At 59.1% G+C, this 20,062-nt stretch carries 13 protein-coding genes; 10 read left to right on the top strand and 3 right to left on the bottom strand.

Annotated elements, in window-relative coordinates:
- Positions 1 to 175 precede the first annotated feature (175 nt).
- From araB to rluA, 6 genes are all read left to right on the top strand, one after another.
- Entirely contained in the window at positions 176 to 1,885 is a 1,710-nt protein-coding gene (gene araB / locus N438_RS16865) for a ribulokinase (protein WP_012968947.1), read from the top strand.
- Between the two features lie 10 nt (positions 1,886 to 1,895).
- The gene (gene araA / locus N438_RS16860) at positions 1,896 to 3,398 is read left to right on the top strand and encodes an L-arabinose isomerase (RefSeq protein WP_008807461.1); all 1,503 of its coding nucleotides are present in this window, start codon (positions 1,896 to 1,898) and stop codon (positions 3,396 to 3,398) included.
- A 137-nt stretch (positions 3,399 to 3,535) separates the two neighbouring features.
- Positions 3,536 to 4,231 carry an L-ribulose-5-phosphate 4-epimerase gene (araD, locus tag N438_RS16855; RefSeq protein ID WP_012968949.1) on the top strand — a complete coding sequence of 232 codons (696 nt, stop codon included), beginning with the start codon at positions 3,536 to 3,538 and terminating at the stop codon, positions 4,229 to 4,231.
- 148 nt (positions 4,232 to 4,379) lie between these two features.
- On the top strand, positions 4,380 to 6,737 hold the full coding sequence (polB, locus tag N438_RS16850; RefSeq protein ID WP_116696381.1) for a DNA polymerase II: 2,358 nt from the start codon (positions 4,380 to 4,382) through the stop codon (positions 6,735 to 6,737).
- Between the two features lie 186 nt (positions 6,738 to 6,923).
- Positions 6,924 to 9,830, top strand: a complete 2,907-nt coding sequence (rapA, locus tag N438_RS16840) for an RNA polymerase-associated protein RapA (RefSeq protein WP_008807464.1) — start codon at positions 6,924 to 6,926, stop codon at positions 9,828 to 9,830.
- A 12-nt stretch (positions 9,831 to 9,842) separates the two neighbouring features.
- On the top strand, positions 9,843 to 10,502 hold the full coding sequence (rluA, locus tag N438_RS16835) for a bifunctional tRNA pseudouridine(32) synthase/23S rRNA pseudouridine(746) synthase RluA (protein WP_008807465.1): 660 nt from the start codon (positions 9,843 to 9,845) through the stop codon (positions 10,500 to 10,502).
- Positions 10,503 to 10,544: 42 nt separating this feature from the next.
- On the opposite strand, the gene citX is transcribed toward rluA, so the two are convergent.
- Positions 10,545 to 11,084 carry a citrate lyase holo-[acyl-carrier protein] synthase gene (gene citX / locus N438_RS16830; protein WP_008807466.1) on the bottom strand — a complete coding sequence of 180 codons (540 nt, stop codon included), beginning with the start codon at positions 11,082 to 11,084 and terminating at the stop codon, positions 10,545 to 10,547.
- A 179-nt stretch (positions 11,085 to 11,263) separates the two neighbouring features.
- Complete coding sequence (locus N438_RS16820) at positions 11,264 to 12,628, bottom strand: 2-hydroxycarboxylate transporter family protein (protein ID WP_008807467.1); 1,365 nt, start codon at positions 12,626 to 12,628, stop codon at positions 11,264 to 11,266.
- 323 nt (positions 12,629 to 12,951) lie between these two features.
- Here N438_RS16820 and N438_RS16815 point away from each other — a divergent pair, with 323 nt between their 5' ends.
- Positions 12,952 to 14,577 (top strand): sensor histidine kinase, encoded by a 1,626-nt coding sequence (locus tag N438_RS16815; protein ID WP_116696380.1) that lies wholly within the window; start codon positions 12,952 to 12,954, stop codon positions 14,575 to 14,577.
- Complete coding sequence (locus N438_RS16810) at positions 14,567 to 15,265, top strand: response regulator (RefSeq protein WP_008807469.1); 699 nt, start codon at positions 14,567 to 14,569, stop codon at positions 15,263 to 15,265. The genes N438_RS16815 and N438_RS16810 overlap by 11 nt, the downstream gene beginning before the upstream one ends.
- A gap of 32 nt (positions 15,266 to 15,297) precedes the next feature.
- Here N438_RS16810 and djlA read toward each other — a convergent pair whose 3' ends face one another.
- Positions 15,298 to 16,125: a co-chaperone DjlA gene (gene djlA, locus N438_RS16805; protein WP_008807470.1), complete on the bottom strand. Its 828-nt coding sequence runs from the start codon at positions 16,123 to 16,125 to the stop codon at positions 15,298 to 15,300.
- A gap of 243 nt (positions 16,126 to 16,368) precedes the next feature.
- On the opposite strand from djlA, the gene lptD reads away from it, so the two are divergent.
- Positions 16,369 to 18,717 carry an LPS assembly protein LptD gene (gene lptD / locus N438_RS16800; protein ID WP_008807471.1) on the top strand — a complete coding sequence of 783 codons (2,349 nt, stop codon included), beginning with the start codon at positions 16,369 to 16,371 and terminating at the stop codon, positions 18,715 to 18,717.
- Between the two features lie 54 nt (positions 18,718 to 18,771).
- Positions 18,772 to 20,058 carry a peptidylprolyl isomerase SurA gene (surA, locus tag N438_RS16795; RefSeq protein WP_008807472.1) on the top strand — a complete coding sequence of 429 codons (1,287 nt, stop codon included), beginning with the start codon at positions 18,772 to 18,774 and terminating at the stop codon, positions 20,056 to 20,058.
- Positions 20,059 to 20,062 lie beyond the last annotated feature (4 nt).

Genomic DNA, 20,062 nt, shown 5'->3' with positions numbered 1-20,062 from the left:
GGGTAACAAAAGTGTCTATAAATACGGCAGGAAAGTCCACATCGAATATTTGCACGGCGTCACACTTTGCGAGGTGACAGCAAAATAATCCATAAGATTAGCGAATCCGGCCTGACGGATTTTGCCGGGGATATCTACTGTTGCTGCATGAATGATTTCTGCATGGAGTAACAAGATGGCAATTGCGATTGGCCTCGACTTTGGTAGTGACTCAGTCCGCGCCCTGGCGGTGGAATGCGCGTCCGGCGCAGAGCTGGCGGCAAGCGTAGAGTGGTATCCGCGCTGGCGGGAAGGACAGTATTGCGATGGGGCTAACAACCGGTTCCGCCACCACCCGCGAGATTACATCGAGTCCATGGAAGCGGCGCTGAAAAGCGTGCTCGCTTCGCTGAGCGCCGAACAGCGCGCCGACGTCGTGGGCATTGGCGTCGATAGCACCGGCTCAACCCCGGCTCCCGTTGATGCCGAGGGCAACGTGCTGGCGCTGCGCGAAGAATTCGCTGACAACCCTAACGCCATGTTTGTCCTGTGGAAGGATCACACCGCGGTCGAGGAAGCCGAGGCGATCACCCGCCTGTGTCACCAGCCGGGCAAAGAGGATTACTCGCGCTATATTGGCGGTATCTACTCCAGCGAATGGTTCTGGGCCAAAATCCTTCACGTCACCCGCGAAGATAGCGCCGTCGCCCAGGCTGCCGCCTCGTGGGTAGAGCTTTGCGACTGGGTACCCGCCCTGCTCTCCGGCACCACCCGTCCGCAGGATCTGCGCCGCGGCCGCTGCAGCGCCGGACATAAATCGCTGTGGCACGAAAGCTGGGGCGGTCTGCCGCCGGCCAGCTTCTTCGATGAGCTTGATCCCATCATTAACCAGCATCTGGCCTGGCCGCTGTTCACCGATACCTGGACGGCCGATGTGCCGGTCGGCACGCTGAGCGCAGAGTGGGCCCAGCGTCTGGGTCTGTCGCAGACCGTGGCCATCTCCGGCGGCGCCTTCGACTGCCATATGGGCGCCGTTGGCGCCGGGGCGCAACCTAACGCGCTGGTGAAAGTCATCGGCACCTCCACCTGCGACATCCTGATTGCCGATAAAGAGAGCGTCGGCGAGCGCACGGTAAAAGGCATCTGCGGGCAGGTTGACGGCAGCGTGGTTCCGCACTTTATCGGCATGGAGGCAGGCCAGTCCGCCTTCGGCGATATTTACGCCTGGTTTGGCCGCATTCTCGGCTGGCCGCTGGAACAACTGGCTCAGCAGCAGCCGGCGTTGCGCGAGCAAATCAAAGCCAGCCAAAAACAGTTACTGCCGGCGCTCACCGAAGCCTGGGCCAATAATCCGTCCCTCGATCACCTGCCGGTGGTGCTCGACTGGTTCAACGGCCGCCGCACGCCGAATGCCAACCAGCGTCTGAAAGGGGTGATCACCGATCTTAACCTGGCGACCGACGCGCCGGCGCTGTTCGGTGGCCTCATCGCCGCCACCGCCTTTGGCGCCCGCGCCATTATGGAGTGCTTCACCGAGCAGGGGATCCCGGTTAACAACGTGATGGCCCTCGGCGGTATCGCACGGAAAAACCAGGTCATCATGCAGGCCTGCTGCGATGTGCTGAACCGCCCGCTGCAGATTGTCGCCTCCGATCAGTGCTGTGCGCTGGGGGCGGCTATCTTCGCCGCCGTCGCCGCCGGCGTCTATGACGATATTCCCGCCGCCCAGCAGCGGATGGCAAGCCAGGTGGAAACCACCCTGCAGCCACGCCCGGCGCAGGCGCAACGTTTCGAACAACTCTATCAGCGCTACCAGCAGTGGTCGGTCAGCGCTGAACAACACTATCTCCCTTCGGCTGCAAAGGCGGAAAAAGCCCCGCAATCTCAGGCAGCGCTCACCCATTAAGGATACGAAAATGACGATTTTTGATAACTATGAAGTATGGTTCGTTATTGGCAGCCAACATCTGTACGGCCCGGAAGCCCTGCGCCAGGTGACGAAGCATGCCGAACATGTGGTGAACAGCCTGAATGCGGAAGCCAAACTGCCGTGCAAACTGGTCCTTAAGCCGCTGGGCACCACTCCGGACGAGATCACCCATATCTGCCGCGACGCCAACTACGATGACAAATGCGCCGGGTTAGTGGTCTGGTTGCATACCTTCTCGCCGGCAAAAATGTGGATCAACGGCCTGACCATCCTCAACAAGCCGCTGCTGCAGTTCCATACGCAATACAATGCCGCGCTGCCGTGGGACAGCATCGATATGGACTTTATGAACCTGAACCAGACCGCGCACGGCGGCCGCGAGTTCGGTTTCATCGGCGCCCGTATGCGCCAGCAACACAGCGTGGTCACCGGCCACTGGCAGGATAAAGAAGCCCACCAGCGCATCGGCGGCTGGATGCGCCAGGCGGTCTCCAAACAGGATACTCGCCATCTGAAAGTGTGCCGTTTCGGCGATAACATGCGCGAAGTGGCGGTGACCGACGGCGATAAAGTCGCGGCGCAGATCAAGTTTGGCTTCTCAGTGAACACCTGGGCGGTCGGCGATCTGGTGCAGGTGGTCAACAGCATCAGCGACGGCGATATCAGCGCGCTGGTCGATGAATATGAAAGCAGCTACCGTCTGACCCCGGCGGCGCAGGTTCACGGCGAGAAGCGCCAGAACGTGCTGGACGCCGCGCGCATTGAGCTGGGGATGAAACGCTTTCTCGAGCAGGGCGGGTTCCACGCCTTTACCACCACCTTTGAAGATCTCCACGGCCTGAAACAGCTTCCGGGTCTCGCCGTGCAGCGCCTGATGCAGCAGGGCTACGGCTTTGCCGGTGAAGGCGACTGGAAAACCGCCGCTCTGCTTCGCATCATGAAGGTGATGTCAACCGGTCTGCAGGGCGGCACCTCCTTTATGGAGGATTACACCTACCACTTCGACAACGGCAACGACCTGGTGCTCGGTTCGCATATGCTGGAAGTGTGCCCGACGATCGCTACCGCTGAGAAACCGATCCTCGACGTCCAGCCGCTGGGTATCGGCGGCAAAGCGGATCCGGCGCGTTTGATCTTCAATACCCAGACCGGCCCGGCGATTGTCGCCAGCCTGATCGATCTGGGAGATCGCTTCCGTCTGCTGGTCAACACCATTGAAACCGTCCCGACGCCGCACGATCTGCCGAAGCTGCCGGTGGCCAACGCCCTGTGGAAAGCGCAGCCGGATCTGCGTACCGCTTCGGAAGCCTGGATCATCGCCGGTGGCGCGCACCATACCGTCTTCAGCCATGCGCTGAACCTCGACGATATGCGCCAGTTCGCCGAGCTGCACAATATCGAGCTGACGGTCATCGACAACGATACCCGTCTGCCGTCCTTCAAGGACGCGCTGCGCTGGAATGAAGTGTATTACGGTTCAAAACGCTAAGAGGCCGTCCCCTCACCCTTTCCCTCTCCCCGTTGGGGAGAGGATACCGACAGGGCGCCATGCCGCCTTTCTCCCTCTCCCGCCGGGAGAGGGTCGGGGTGAGGGATACCCGACTCGCCTGCTATTCGGAGCACACTATGTTAGAAGATCTTAAACGCCAGGTTCTGGAAGCCAACTTAGCGCTGCCGCAGCATAATCTGGTGACCTTAACCTGGGGCAACGTCAGCGCCGTCGACCGCGACCAGGGCGTTCTGGTTATCAAACCCTCCGGCGTGGATTACCGCGTGATGACCGCCGACGATATGGTGGTGGTCAGTCTGGAGACTGGCGAGGTGGTGGAAGGCAACAAGAAGCCCTCGTCGGATACCCCTACTCATCGCCTGCTGTATCAGGCCTTCCCGACGCTGGGCGGTATTGTGCATACCCATTCGCGCCACGCCACCATCTGGGCGCAGGCCGGGCAATCCATTCCAGCGACCGGCACCACCCACGCTGACTATTTCTATGGCCCGGTTCCCTGCACCCGGTTGATGACCGATGCGGAGATCAACGGCGAATATGAGTGGGAAACCGGCAACGTGATTGTCGAAACTTTCCGTCAGCAGGGAATCGACCCCGCGCAGATGCCCGGCGTGCTGGTGCACTCCCACGGCCCGTTTGCCTGGGGTAAGAATGCCGAAGACGCGGTGCATAACGCCATCGTGCTGGAAGAGATCGCCTATATGGGCATCTTCTGTCGCCAGCTGGCGCCGCAGCTGCCGGATATGCAGCAGACGCTGCTAGATAAGCATTATCTGCGTAAGCACGGGGCCAAAGCCTACTACGGCCAATAATCACACTGCTCGCCACCGTCTGGTAGCCCGGATAAAGCGCAAGCCGCAATCCGGGGCCACCTTAGCGCCGAATACCTGTATAAAACCCCAGCATCCATCATGAAACCAGGCTATAATCAGGCCTGGTTTTTTATCGGCGAGAATACCCGTGACCCAGCCACGAGCAGGTTTTCTACTCACCCGTCACTGGCGGGACACCCCGCAGGGCAGCGAGCTCTCCTTCTGGCTGGCCACCGACGACGGCCCGCTGCAGGTCACGCTGCCGCCGCAGGAGTCCGTTGCCTTTATCTCCGAAGCGCAGCAGGCGCAGGCTGAACGGCTGCTGCAGGGGGAGAAAGGCTTCCGCTTCGCTCCACTGACCCTGAGAGATTTCCACCGGCAGCCGGTTGTCGGCCTTTACTGTCGCGCCCATCGTCAATTGATGCGTCTGGAGAAGATGCTCCGCGACAGCGGCGTCACCGTCTACGAGGGTGATATCCGTCCGCCGGAGCGCTACCTGATGGAGCGCTTTATTACCGCCCCGGTGTGGGTGGAAGGCGAAACGCGCGGCTCACAGCTGGTCAACGCGCGCATGAAACCGAACCCTGACTATCGCCCGCCGCTGAAATGGGTGTCGCTGGATATCGAAACCAGCCGCCACGGCGAGCTGTACTGCATCGGTCTGGAAGGCTGCGGCCAGCGGGTGGTCTACATGCTGGGCCCCGAACCGGAAACGCCGCCAGACGTCGACTTCGAGCTGGTCTTCATCGCCAGCCGTCCCCTGCTGCTGGAAAAGCTCAACGCCTGGTTTGCCGAACACGACCCTGACGTGCTGATCGGCTGGAACGTGGTGCAGTTCGATCTGCGGGTCCTGCAAAAGCACGCCGAGCGCTATCGTATCCCGCTGCGTCTCGGCCGCGGCAACAGCGAGCTGGAGTGGCGTGAGCACGGTTTTAAGAACGGCGTCTTTTTCGCCCAGGCCAACGGGCGGCTAATTATCGACGGCATCGACGCGCTAAAATCCGCGTTCTGGAACTTCTCCTCCTTTTCACTGGAGGCCGTGGCCCGCGAACTGCTGGGTGAAGGTAAAGCCATTGACAACCCGTGGGATCGGATGGACGAGATCGATCGCCGCTTCCATGAAGACAAACCGGCGCTGGCGATCTATAACCTGCAGGATTGCGAGCTGGTCACGCGGATCTTCCACAAAACGGAGATCATGCCGTTTCTGCTCGAACGGGCGACGGTTAACGGTCTGCCCGCCGATCGCCACGGCGGATCGGTGGCCGCCTTCAGCCATCTCTATTTCCCACGCATGCACCGCCTGGGCTACGTGGCGCCGAACCTCGGCGACGTCCCCCCGCAGGCCAGCCCCGGCGGCTACGTGATGGACTCCCGCCCCGGTCTGTATGACTCGGTGCTGGTGCTGGACTACAAAAGCCTGTATCCGTCGATTATTCGTACCTTTCTAATCGATCCGGTCGGCCTGGTGGAAGGCCTGGCGCAGCCCGATGATCAGCACAGCATCGAGGGCTTCCTTGGCGCCCGCTTTTCGCGCGACAAACACTGCCTGCCCGGCATTGTCAGCCAGATCTGGCACGGCCGCGATGAAGCCAAACGCCAGCATAATAAGCCGCTCTCCCAGGCGCTGAAGATTATCATGAACGCCTTCTACGGCGTGCTGGGCACCAGCGCCTGCCGCTTCTTCGACCCGCGTCTCGCCTCGTCGATTACCATGCGCGGTCACGCGATCATGCGCCAGACCAAAGCGCTAATTGAAGCCAAAGGCTACGACGTTATCTACGGCGATACCGATTCCACCTTCGTCTGGCTGAAACGCCCGCATAGCGAAGCACAGGCAGCGGAGATCGGCCGCGAGCTGGTCAGCGACGTCAATGCCTGGTGGGCGCAGGAGCTTGGTAAAAGCCAGCTGACCAGCGCCCTGGAGCTGGAGTATGAAACCCACTTCTGCCGCTTTTTAATGCCGACGATCCGCGGCGCCGATACCGGCAGCAAGAAGCGCTATGCCGGGATGATTCAGGAGGGCGATGCCCAGCGCATGGTGTTCAAGGGGCTGGAGACGGTACGCACCGACTGGACGCCGCTAGCCCAGCAGTTTCAACAGGAGTTATACCTGCGCATCTTCCGCAACCAGCCGTATCAGGATTATGTGCGGGAGACTATCGCCAGGCTGATGAATGGCGAACTCGACAAGCAGCTGGTTTATCGCAAGCGCCTGCGCCGACCGCTGGCCGAGTATCAACGTAACGTGCCGCCGCACGTGCGCGCCGCGAGGCTGGCGGATGAACACAACGTGAAGCTTGGGCGGGCGCAGCAGTATCAGCAGCGCGGCACCATCAAATACGTCTGGACCACCAGCGGCCCGGAGCCGGTGGATTACCAGCAGTCGCCGCTCGATTACGATCACTATTTAACAAAGCAGTTGCAGCCGGTGGCGGAAGGGATCCTGCCCTTCGTCAACGATGACTTTGCTACAATAGTGACAGGACAGCTGGGGCTATTTTAATTTTTTCTCACTCATTCCGCAGGCACAAAAGCCGAAAAATGAAGGGTGCGGAGGAGGTGACGAACGTTCCTCCATCCAGTAATATAGCGCCCTTTCCATTCCTGGCCCCAATTTTGACGCATCTCCGATTATTCATGGAGATGATCAACTATTGCCTGCAATTAAAGAACAAAGAGCCGAACACATATGCCTTTTACACTTGGTCAACGCTGGATTAGCGACACAGAGAGCGAACTAGGATTAGGGACGGTGGTAGCGCTGGATGCGCGCATGGTCACTCTCCTTTTCCCCGCCATCGGCGAAAACCGTCTGTACTCTCGCAACGATTCCCCGATCACCCGCGTGATGTTTAACCCGGGCGACACCATTACCAGCCATGAAGGCTGGCAGCTCCACGTTGACAAAGTGAATGAAGAGAACGGGCTGCTGTCCTACACCGGTACTCGCCTGGACACCCAGGAAGCGAACGTGACTCTGCGTGAAGTGCTGCTCGACAGCAAACTGGTGTTCAGCAAGCCGCAGGACCGCCTGTTTGCCGGTCAAATTGACCGTATGGACCGCTTTGCCCTGCGCTACCGTGCGCGTAAGTTCCAGAGCGAGCAGTACCGCATGCCGTGGAGCGGCCTGCGCGGCCAGCGCACCAGCCTGATCCCGCATCAGCTGAACATCGCCCATGACGTGGGCCGTCGTCACGCGCCGCGCGTCCTGCTGGCCGATGAAGTGGGCTTAGGTAAAACCATTGAAGCCGGGATGATCCTGCACCAGCAGCTGCTCTCCGGCGCCGCCGAGCGCGTGCTGATTGTGGTCCCGGAAACCCTCCAGCACCAGTGGCTGGTGGAAATGCTGCGCCGTTTCAACCTGCGTTTCTCACTGTTCGACGACGAACGTTACGCCGAAGCGCAGCACGATGCCTACAACCCGTTCGAAACCGAACAGCTGGTGATCTGCTCTTTAGACTTCGTGCGCCGCAGCAAACAGCGCCTGGAGCATCTGTGCGACGCCGAATGGGACCTGATGGTGGTCGACGAAGCGCACCACCTGGTGTGGAGCGAAGAGGCGCCGAGCCGTGAATATCAGGCCATTGAACAGCTGGCCGAGCGCGTGCCGGGCATCCTGCTGCTGACCGCGACGCCGGAACAGTTGGGGATGGAGAGCCACTTTGCGCGCCTGCGTCTGCTGGATCCAAACCGCTTCCACGATTTTGCCCAGTTTGTTGAAGAACAACAAAACTACCGCCCGGTCGCCGATGCCGTCGCCCTGCTGCTGGCGGGCAACACGCTGAGCGATAGCGAACTCAATACCCTTGGCGATCTGATCGGCGAGCAGGATATCGAGCCGCTGCTGCAGGCTGCCAACAGCGATCGCGAAGACGCTCAGGCCGCGCGCCAGGAGCTGGTCTCGATGCTGATGGACCGCCACGGCACCAGCCGCGTGCTGTTCCGGAACACCCGTAACGGCGTGAAAGGCTTCCCGAAACGCGAGCTGCACACCATTCGTCTGCCGCTGCCGACCCAGTACCAGACGGCCATCAAGGTCTCTGGCATCATGGGCGCCCGCAAAACCGCGGAAGAGCGCGCGCGCGACATGCTCTATCCGGAGCAGATCTATCAGGAATTTGAAGGCGATACCGGCACCTGGTGGAACTTCGACCCGCGCGTCGAGTGGCTGATGGGCTACCTGACCAGCCATCGCTCGCAGAAGGTCCTGGTGATTTGCGCCAAAGCCGCCACCGCGCTACAGCTGGAGCAGGTGCTGCGCGAGCGCGAAGGCATCCGCGCCGCGGTGTTCCATGAAGGGATGTCGATTATCGAACGCGACCGCGCCGCGGCGTGGTTTGCCGAAGAAGACACCGGCGCGCAGGTGTTGCTGTGCTCCGAAATCGGCTCCGAAGGACGTAACTTCCAGTTCGCCAGCAACCTGGTGATGTTCGACCTGCCATTTAACCCGGATCTGCTGGAGCAGCGTATCGGCCGTCTCGACCGTATCGGTCAGGCACACGATATCCAGATCCACGTTCCATACCTGGAAAAGACCGCGCAGTCGGTGCTGGTGCGCTGGTATCACGAAGGGCTCGACGCCTTCGAACATACCTGCCCGACCGGCCGTACCGTCTACGACAGCGTCCATGATGAACTGATCAACTATCTTGCGGCGCCAGAATCCACCGATGGCTTTGACGATCTGATCAAATCCTGCCGCCAACAGCATGACGCCCTGAAGGCGCAGCTGGAGCAGGGCCGCGACCGTCTGCTGGAGATCCACTCCAACGGCGGCGAGAAAGCGCAGGCGCTGGCGGAGAGCATCGAAGAGCAGGATGACGACACCAGTCTGATCGCCTTCTCGATGAACCTGTTCGATATCGTCGGCATCAACCAGGACGACCGCGGTGAAAACCTGATCGTCCTCACCCCGTCCGACCATATGCTGGTCCCGGATTTCCCGGGCCTGCCGGAAGACGGCTGCACCATCACCTTCGAGCGTGACGTGGCGCTGTCGCGTGAAGATGCGCAGTTCATCACCTGGGAACATCCGCTGATCCGCAACGGTCTGGATCTGATCCTCTCCGGCGATACCGGCAGCAGCACCATTTCCCTGCTGAAGAATAAGGCGCTGCCGGTCGGCACCCTGCTGCTGGAGCTGATCTACGTCGTCGAAGCGCAGGCGCCGAAGCAGCTGCAGCTTAACCGCTTCCTGCCGGCGACCCCGGTTCGCCTGCTGCTGGATAAAAACGGCAACAACCTCGCCGGCCAGGTGGAATTTGAAAGCTTCAACCGCCAGCTGAGCGCGGTCAACCGCCACACCGGCAGCAAACTGGTCAACGCGGTGCAGCAGGACGTTCACGCCATTCTGCAACAGGGCGAAGCGCAGATCGCCAAAGCGGCGCAGGGGCTGATCGACGCAGCGCGTAACGAAGCCGATGAAAAGCTGACGGCGGAGCTGTCGCGTCTGGAAGCGCTGAAGGCGGTGAATCCGAACATCCGTGACGACGAACTGGCGGCGATCGAAAGCAACCGTCAGCAGGTGATGGATGCGCTGGCGCAGGCCGGATGGCGTCTGGACGCGCTGCGTCTGATCGTCGTCACCCACCAGTAACGGAACGCGAACATGGCGATGGAAAACTACAATCCGCCGCAGGATCCCTGGCTGGTGATCCTGTATCAGGATGAGCACATCATGGTGGTCAACAAGCCGAGCGGCTTGTTGTCCGTACCCGGTCGTCTTGAGGAGCATAAAGACAGCGTGATGACGCGCATTCAGCGCGACTTCCCGCAGGCCGAATCGGTGCATCGCCTGGATATGGCCACCAGCGGCGTGATTGTGGTGGCGCTGAATAAGGCCGCGGAGCGTGAGCTGAAACGTCAGTTCCGCGAGCGCGAGCCGAAAAAACAGTACGTCGCCCGCGTCTGGGGCCATCCGCAGCCGGCGGAAGGTCTGGTGGATTTACCGCTGATTTGCGACTGGCCGAACCGGCCAAAGCAGAAGGTGTGCTACGAAACCGGCAAAGCGGCGCAAACCGAGTATGAGGTGCTGGAGTACGCGGAGGACAACACCGCCCGCGTGCGCCTGAAGCCGATTACCGGGCGCTCGCATCAGCTGCGCGTGCATATGCTGGCGCTGGGGCATCCGATCCTTGGCGACCGCTTTTACGCCACGCCGGAGGCGCTGGCGATGGCCCCGCGTCTGCTGCTGCACGCCGAGACGCTCACCATCACCCACCCTGCCTACGGCAACGCGATGACCTTTCGCGCGCCGGTCGACTTTTAGGATGTCCCCGGTAGCGCCTTGCCGCCGGGGAATACTGACCCGTTAGTCGCGGGCAAACCACGCATCAATCATCTGCTCAACGCGCGCCACGACGAGATCGGTGTCGTGGCGACGGCTGCGCGCGCAGGCGTGCGCCGGCTCATCACACAGCAGACAGCGGCGCTGCGACTCACCCAGCGACTGACGTCCCACCTGCCCGTTCTGTGGACAGATCACATCGATATCCCACAGGCGTCCCAGCGGATGGCTCTGCTCCAGCGTGCTGCACATCGCTTTGATTTCGCTGGCCGGGTGCGCCACGCACCACAGCGCTTCGGGCCCGGTCGGCAACCACAGCACCTGACGATCCAGCGCTTGCCAGCGGTGCTTCCACAGCAGCTGGTCGCAGGCCTGGAGGGCAACGCCCATCATGTTGCGATAGCGAATGCTGTCTTTCACCGCCCCCGGGGTCACCAGGGTCAGGGAAATAACAGGCTGCTGATAATGGGCCAGCCAGTCAGCCTGGCGGGCTGCACGCTGCTCTTTCGCCGCCAGCAATGCATCGATGCTGACGCCCGCCTGGGCGGGAGTATCCACTGACATTAATTCCTCTCCTACATATGATAAATGCGACAGCGCCTGGGCTGTCATGATGATGGATGCGATAGCCGATCGCGCGCTGATTGTAACGCTAAATGCGGAGCATTTAGGATACAGAACGCAGATATTTTCTGCGTTCTGTAGCGGAAAATGGCAGATTTATCGCTTAGCGCAGCGTTTAATCACGCCAGATAGTGGCTGAGGAACAGCAGTCCCAGCGAGACATTTATCGCCCCGCCGATGCGGGTAGCGATCTGCGCGAACGGCATCAGGCTCATGCGGTTACCGGCGGTCAGGATCGCCACATCGCCGGTGCCGCCCTGCCCGCTCTGGCAACAGGAGACAATCGCCACATCGATCGGGTGCATCCCTATTTTTTTACCCACAAAGAACCCGGTCGCCACCAGCGCCGAGACGGTACTGACGATCACCAGAAGGTTGGTCAGCGTGAAGGCGTTTACCAGTTCCTGCCACGGGGTGATCGCCACGCCGACGGCAAAGAGGATCGGGTAAGTCACCGCGGTGCGAAAGAATTTATACACCATCTGCGATCCCTCCTGCAGGCGTGGAGAAACCACGTTAGCCAGCTTTAACAGCACCGCGAGGAACAGCATGCCCACCGGCGCCGGCAGGCCAATCAGTTTGTGGCCAAGCATCCCCATCATATACAGCAGCACCGCCAGCAGCGCGCCGGAGGCCAGGGTCCCGACGTCGGTTTTGCCGCTCACGCCTTCGCTCTCGCCGAGGCTACGGGTTTCATTGCTGCGGTTCGGCATCAGTTGCCCTTCACCGGTGAGATGCGGAGAACGCTTGCCGAGCTGGTTGAGGCAGCCGGAGATAACGATCGCCGTCAGACTGCCGAGCATCACCATCGGCAATATACGGCCCAGCGCCACGCCCTGCTCCATATGCATCAGCGCGGCGTAACCCATTGACAGCGGGATCGCCCCTTCCCCCACGCCACCGGCCATGATCGGCAGCACGATAAAGAAGAACACCTGGAACGGCTCCATGCCCAGCAGCGTGCCGACGCCGATGCCCACCAGCATGCCGACCACTTCGCCACACAGCATCGGGAAGAAGATCTTCAGAAAGCCCTGAATCAGCGTGGTGCGGTTCATACTCATGATGCTGCCGACGATGATGCAGCAGATGTAGAGATAGAGGATATTGGTGGATTTATAGAATTTGGTGGTGGATTCCACGACCACATCCGGCAGCAGACCGTAGTGGACCAGCGCGGAAGGAATAAAAGTGGCGCAGATCGCCGCCGCGCCGAGTTTTCCCAGCACCGGCAGGCGCTTACCAAACTCGCCGCAGGCGAAGCCAAAGAAAGCCAGGGTGGCCACCATCACCACGATATCGCTCGGCAGTTTACCGCCAAGGCAGTCGAGGGCAATCAGCCCCCCGGCCAGCAAAAACAGCGGCAGCGGGACGATCCCTACCTTCCAGTTATCCATGATGTGCCACCAGCGCTGCTTCAGCGTGGTTTTCGGCGTATTGATCGGTTCAAGGGTTGCAGAGAATGCATTGTCTGTGGTGCTCATAAATTCAGCCCTGTCGTTATTATTCATTTTCAGCGTAAAGGGACAGCGGCGTCGTTAATGTGAAGCTCCCCAGATTAAAAAAGAAGTTTTAATGGTCACTATGGTTTTTATGGTTTCTATTCACGGAACCGCTAAGGGGTGATATATCTCTGATTTATTATTGTGGTTTTTATGGTTTTTATTCTCCCTGACGCGTTATTTCCACTGAGTCCCCCGCCGACAGCCAGCGCCTGCGCAGACGATCACAACTTCTTCTTAACATTTACGTCACGTGACAGAAAAATGATAGAGTGCCGGTATGGTGAATACGCAGTACGGGACCTATGAAGCTCTCTTTTCAATATAAGCTGTTTATTTCGCTGGTCGCCTTTTTCTCGGTCCTCTTTATAGCGCTGGGCATTTATTATTATTTTGACGCCAGCCGCCAGCTGTATCAGGAGATGAGTGGCCGGGCCAAAATTCAGGCTGAAGAGATAGCCCTGATGCCAAATTTGCGTCAGCAGGTCAGCCAGCACGATCCGCAGGCGATCCGGGCGTTTATGCAGCAAATCGCCGCCCATAGCGACGCCAGTTTTATCGTCATCGGCGATCGGCAGGGCGTGCATCTGTTTCACTCCGTCCATCCGGAGTGGGTTGGTACGCGGCTGGTCGGCGGCGACAATCAGGCGGTGCTGGAGGGGCACTCCATCACCACCATTCGCAAAGGCGGCCTCGGCGTCTCGCTGCGCAGCAAAACGCCCATCGTCGATGACGAGGGGCAGGTGATCGGCATTGTCTCCGTTGGCTACCTCACCAGCTATCTCGACAGCATCACGCTGACCAAAGTGATCAATATTTTTATCGCCGCCATCCTGCTGCTCATCGCCCTGTTTATCTTCTCCTGGTACTTTACCCGCAGCATCAAGAAGCAGATTTTTTCGCTCGAGCCGCGGGAGATAGGCCTGCTGGTACGTCAGCAAAAGGCAATGATGGAGTCGATCTTTGAAGGGGTGATCGTCATCGATCACCAGCGGCGCATTGAGGTGATTAACCATGCCGCCCGCAGCCTGCTGGGGCTCAGCCAGCCTGCCCGTCAGCTGCGCGGCCAGTCAATCGACAGCGTCATTTCGCCGCAGCCGTTTTTCGCCAGCGGCGACATGCTCGAGCGTGACACTCATGACGAGCTGTGCCGCTTCAACCAGCTGACCGTGCTCGCCAGCCGGGTGCGCATTATGCTGGAGAATACGCTGCAGGGCTGGGTGATCACCTTCCGCGACCGCAACGAAATCAATGCCCTCACCGCCCAGCTCAGCCAGGTGAAGCGCTATGTCGACAACCTGCGCATCATGCGCCACGAGCAGCTCAACCGGATGACCACCCTCTCCGGTCTGCTGCATATGGGTCACTATGACGAAGCGATCCACTATATTCAGGCCCAGTCGGAGCATGCCCAGGAGCTGCTGGACTTCATCTCCTCGCACTTCCACTCGCCGACGCTGTGCGGCCTGCTGTTGGGCAAAGCGACCCGCGCCCGCGAAAAAGGCGTGGTCCTGAGCTTCGACCCGGCCTGTCGTATCGATCGTCCGCTGCCGTCGCTAAAGGAATCCGAACTGATCTCCATCATCGGCAACCTGCTGGATAACGCCATCGAAGCCACGCAGCGCGCCGAGCTGCCGCACGAGCCGGTGGAAGTGCTGATTCAGCTCAACGCCCGGGAACTGATCATCGAAGTGGCTGACCGCGGCGTCGGCATTCGTCCCGATATTCGCGACCGCATTTTTGAACGCGGCGTGACCACCAAAACCCGTGGCGATCACGGCATTGGTTTGTATCTTATTGAACATTATGTCACTCAGGCGGGCGGCACCATCGAAGTCGCCGACAACGCGCCGCGGGGAACCATCTTCACCCTGTTTATCCCGGCCGACGCCCCCGCCTGTCCGCAAACGGAGGCCCACAATGCATCATGACCTGGTCGATGTGCTGATCATTGAAGATGAGAGCGAGCTGGCGCGCCTGCACGCCGAGCTTGTGCAAAAACACCCGCGACTGCGGCTGGCAGGCATGGCGGCCTCCCTCGCTCAGGCGCGGCAGTTGCTCCACGCCAGTCCGCCGCAGCTGGTGCTGCTGGATAACTATTTACCGGACGGCAAAGGCGTCACGCTGATGACCGACCCGGTGCTGGCAACCACCCATTGCTCAGTGATCTTTATCACCGCCGCCAGCGATATGGAAACCTGCAGCCTGGCCATCCGCAACGGCGCCTTCGACTATATCCTTAAGCCCGTCTCCTGGAAGCGGCTGAGCCAGTCGCTTGAGCGCTTTATCCAGTTTTACGATCAGCAGCGGGAATGGAAAATCGTCGATCAGCAGAACGTCGATTCTCTCTACCAACTGCAGGCGAAGAACTTCCGCGTGGATAGCGGCAGTAAGGGCATTGAAGAGAAGACGCTGGCGCTGGTGCAGGGATTGTTTAGCGGCCGGGAAGCACACTGTTTTTCCGTCGATGAGGTGGTCAGCGCCGCCGGGCTCAGCAAAACCACCGCCCGGCGCTATCTGGAACACGGTGTCGAGACCGGCTTTCTGGAAGTGGAGATGCTGTATGGAAAAATCGGCCATCCGCGGCGGCTGTACCGACGCGCACAGCCTAAAAACTAAAACCCCTCGCCGGACGGGAGGGGCGGGAAAACTCAGAAGCCGCGCTGCTCTTTGATCAGCTCCCAGGCCTTCTGGATCTCCTGAGCTTTCTGTTTGGCCATCTCCATCATCTCCGGCGGCAGCCCTTTCGCCACTAGCTTGTCCGGATGATGTTCGTTCATCAGCTTACGATAGGCGCGCTTCACCGTCGCCGCGTCATCGGTCGGTTTCACCCCCAGCACATTGCAGGCATCTTCGAGGGTTGGCCCGCGCTGCGCCTGCTGCCAGCCGGCATTGCCGCCGTGCTGACCATACGATTGCTGCTGCGAACCGCCGCCAAACTGGGCGCCGCCCTGCATCATCCGCAGGAATTGATCGAACTGGGCGCGGGAGATGCCAAGCTCGTCAGCGATGACGAACAGCACTTCACGTTCGTTGGGGTGCAATTCGCCGTCAGCGAACGCCGCCTGCAGCTGAATTTCCAGAAACATCCGAATCAGATCGAAGCGCCCAAAGCAGACGCTGCGCAGCTGACGCATCTTCTCGCGCAGCGGATAGTTGTCGGCCTTGCCGTCGCGAAACGCCTGCTGCGCCGCCGTACGCGATGCACCGTGCAGGTTCATGCGATCCATCAGCACATTGGCGACATGAATATCAGCTTCGGTGACGCGACCCTTGGATTTGGTCAGATGCCCCATCACTTCAAAGGTGGTGGAAAAGAAGAGCGACTGGCGTTCCTGTTGATTGGCGAAGAGATTCAACCGGCGACTGCGCGCCCGGTCAAACATATGGCCCACCAGGAAGCCGAGCACGACACCCCAAAACCCACCGCCCATCAGCAAAGCCACTGCCACGCCAATCACTTTACCCAAATACTGCATAGACTCCCCAACTGTTTATCGCCGTTAAGCTCGAATATGACCGCACGTTACCCGGCACTCGCGCCTCGGTCAATTGTGGGACATAGCCTATAATTTGCTTTATCATACTCGTCATTCAACAGGGTGCCTAACGCTCGGGCTCGAAACGGGCAGGATTAACACTAGCGTGATAATGTTGAGTAAGTTAGGCTCTGACCGTTTGCAAGCCGCTGCCACAAGATGATGGAACAATAAATACAACGTATGAAAAAACGTATTCCCAGCCTCCTGGCTACGATGATTGCCAGCGCCTTGTATAGCCAACAAGGCCTCGCTGCCGATCTCGCAACGCAATGTATGCTTGGCGTGCCAAGCTTTGATCGTCCGCTCGTGGAAGGGCGGCCTGGCGATCTGCCGGTGACGATTAACGCCGATCATGCGAAGGGCAACTACCCGGATAATGCCGTCTTCACCGGCAACGTCGATATTAACCAGGGGAACAGCCGCCTGCGTGCCGACGAAGTGCAGCTGCATCAGCAGCAGGCCGCGGGCCAGGCGCAACCGGTGCGAACGGTGGATGCGCTGGGCAACGTCCATTACGACGATAACCAGGTGATCCTCAAAGGGCCTAAAGCCTGGTCAAACCTGAACACCAAAGATACCAACGTCTGGCAGGGCGATTATCAAATGGTCGGACGCCAGGGACGCGGCACGGCGGACCTGATGAAACAGCGCGGCGAAAACCGCTATACCATTCTGGAAAATGGCAGCTTTACCTCCTGTCTGCCGGGCTCCGACACCTGGAGCGTCGTGGGCAGCGAAGTCATCCACGACCGTGAAGAGCAGGTTGCCGAGATCTGGAACGCCCGCTTTAAGCTGGGCTCAGTACCGATTTTCTACAGCCCTTACCTGCAGTTGCCGGTGGGCGACAAACGTCGTTCCGGTTTCCTGATCCCGAACGCCAAATACAGTACCAAAAACGGTGTGGAATTCTCCCTGCCGTACTACTGGAACATTGCGCCGAACTTCGATGCCACTATCACCCCGCACTATATGAACAAACGCGGCGGCGTGATGTGGGAAAACGAATTCCGCTACCTGACCCAGCTCGGCAGCGGCTTAACTGAATTCGACTACCTGCCGTCGGATAAAGTCTACGAAGACGATCATTCGAGCGACAGCAACAGCCGCCGCTGGCTGTTCTACTGGAACCACTCCGGGGTTATCGATCAGGTATGGCGTCTGAACGCTGACTACACCAAGGTCAGCGATCCTGACTACTTCAACGATTTCAGCTCGAAATATGGTTCCAGTACCGACGGCTATGCGACGCAGAAATTCAGCGCCGGTTACGTCAATCAGAACTTTGACGCGACGGTATCGACCAAGCAGTTCCAGGTCTTTGACCGGGAATCGAGCAACTCCTACTCGGCTGAGCCGCAGCTCGACATCAACTACTACCAGAACGATGTCGGTCCGTTCGATACCCATCTGTACGGTCAGGTCGCCCATTTTGTTAACTCGAATAACAACATGCCGGAAGCGACCCGCGTTCACCTCGAACCGACGATCAACCTGCCGCTGTCCAACGCCTGGGGCAGTCTGAATACTGAAGCCAAGCTGCTGGCGACCCACTACCAGCAGAGCAACCTCGATAAGTACAACGCCGCCAACGGCACTGACTACAAAGAGTCTGTCAGCCGCGTAATGCCGCAGTTTAAAATCGACGGTAAAATGGTCTTTGAACGCGACCTGCAGGAGGGATTCACCCAAACGCTGGAACCGCGCATGCAGTATCTGTACGTGCCGTACCGCGATCAGAGTGAAATCGGTAGCTACGACTCCACGCTATTGCAGTCGGACTACACCGGCCTGTTCCGCGACCGTACCTATAGCGGTCTGGACCGCATCGCGTCAGCCAACCAGGTCACTACCGGCATCACCTCTCGCGTGTATGATGCCGCCGCCGTGGAACGTTTTAATATTTCCGTTGGTCAAATCTACTATTTCACCGAGTCACGCACCGGTGATGACAACATCAACTGGGAGAACAACGACACCACGGGTTCACTGGTATGGGCCGGCGATACCTACTGGCGCATCGCCGATGACTGGGGTTTACGCGGAGGGATCCAGTACGACACCCGTCTGGATAACGTCGCCACCGGTAACGGCACCATTGAATACCGTCGCGATGAAAACCGCTTAGTCCAGCTTAACTATCGTTACGCCAGCCCGGAATATATTCAGGCTACACTGCCTTCATATTCCACGGCGGCACAATATAAACAGGGTATTTCGCAGGTGGGGATGACCGCCAGTTGGCCGATCGTCGATCGCTGGTCTGTGGTCGGGGCATACTACTTCGATACCAATACCCGGAAAGCAGCAAACCAGATGTTGGGTGTTCAGTATAACTCCTGCTGCTACGCCATCCGTCTTGGCTACGAACGTAAAGTCAACGGCTGGGATAGCAACAACAACGGCGGCGAGAGCAAATACGACAACACCTTCGGAATCAATATTGAATTGCGCGGTCTGAGCTCTAACTACGGCCTCGGCACCCAGCAGATGCTGCGTTCGAACATTTTACCGTACCAGAGCTCCCTGTGATGCGGCTGGTTTACAACATCGTCCGCATTTGCGGTTAATTGAAATGGAAAAAGTATGAAGAACTGGAAAACGCTGCTTCTCGGTATCGCCATGATCGCGAATACCAGTTTCGCTGCCCCTCAGGTGGTCGATAAAGTAGCGGCCGTCGTCAATAATGGCGTCGTGCTGGAAAGCGACGTCGATGGTTTGATGCAATCAGTTAAGCTCAATGCGGGTCAGGCTGGCCAACAGCTGCCGGATGACGCGACACTGCGCCATCAAATCCTCGAAAGACTGATCATGGACCAGATCGTATTGCAGTTGGGGCAGAAGATGGGCGTGAAGGTCTCTGACGACCAGCTCGATCAGGCCATCGCCAACATCGCCAAACAAAACAACATGACCATGGATCAGATGCGCAGCCGTCTGGCCTATGAAGGCATCAACTACAACACCTACCGTAGCCAGATCCGCAAAGAGATGCTGATTTCGGAAGTGCGTAACAATGAAGTGCGTCGCCGTATCACCGTGCTGCCGCAGGAAGTCGAAGCGCTGGCAAAACAGATTGGCGACCAGAACGATGCCAGCACCGAGCTTAACCTGAGCCACATCCTGATCCCGCTGGCGGAAAACCCGACCGCGGATGAAGTTGCCGCAGCTCAGGAGCAAGCAAATGCCATCGTTGAACAAGCGCGCAACGGCGCTAACTTCGGTAAACTGGCCATCACCTACTCCGCTGACCAACAGGCGCTGAAGGGAGGCCAGATGGGCTGGGGTCGTATCCAGGAGCTGCCTGGTATTTTCGCCCAGGCGTTAAGCACCGCCAAAAAAGGGGATATCGTCGGCCCGATCCGCTCTGGCGTCGGCTTCCACATTCTGAAAGTCAACGACCTGCGCGGCGGGACTCAGAACATCTCCGTCACCGAAGTGCATGCCCGTCATATTCTGCTTAAGCCGTCGCCGATCATGAATGATGCCCAGGCCCAGGCCAAACTGGAACAGATCGCGGCTGACATTAAGAGCGGGAAAACCACCTTCGCCAAAGCGGCGAAAGCGTTCTCTGAAGATCCGGGTTCAGCAAACCAGGGCGGTGATTTAGGTTGGGCGACGCCGGACATCTTCGATCCGGCATTCCGCGATGCGCTGATGCGTCTGAACAAAGGGCAGACCAGCGGACCGGTGCACTCCTCCTTCGGCTGGCATCTGATCGAACTGCTGGATAGCCGTCAGGTCGACAGAACCGACGCCGCGCAGAAAGATCGTGCATACCGCATGCTGATGAACCGCAAATTCTCTGAAGAAGCGGCAACCTGGATGCAGGAACAGCGCGCCAGTGCGTATGTTAAAATTCTGAGCAACTAATATC

The sequence above is a fragment of the Klebsiella sp. GL120222-02 genome (assembly GCF_003097195.1).
GTDB classification, from domain to species: Bacteria; Pseudomonadota; Gammaproteobacteria; order Enterobacterales; family Enterobacteriaceae; genus Klebsiella; species Klebsiella variicola.
This window is presented reverse-complemented; position numbering and strand designations above follow the sequence as displayed.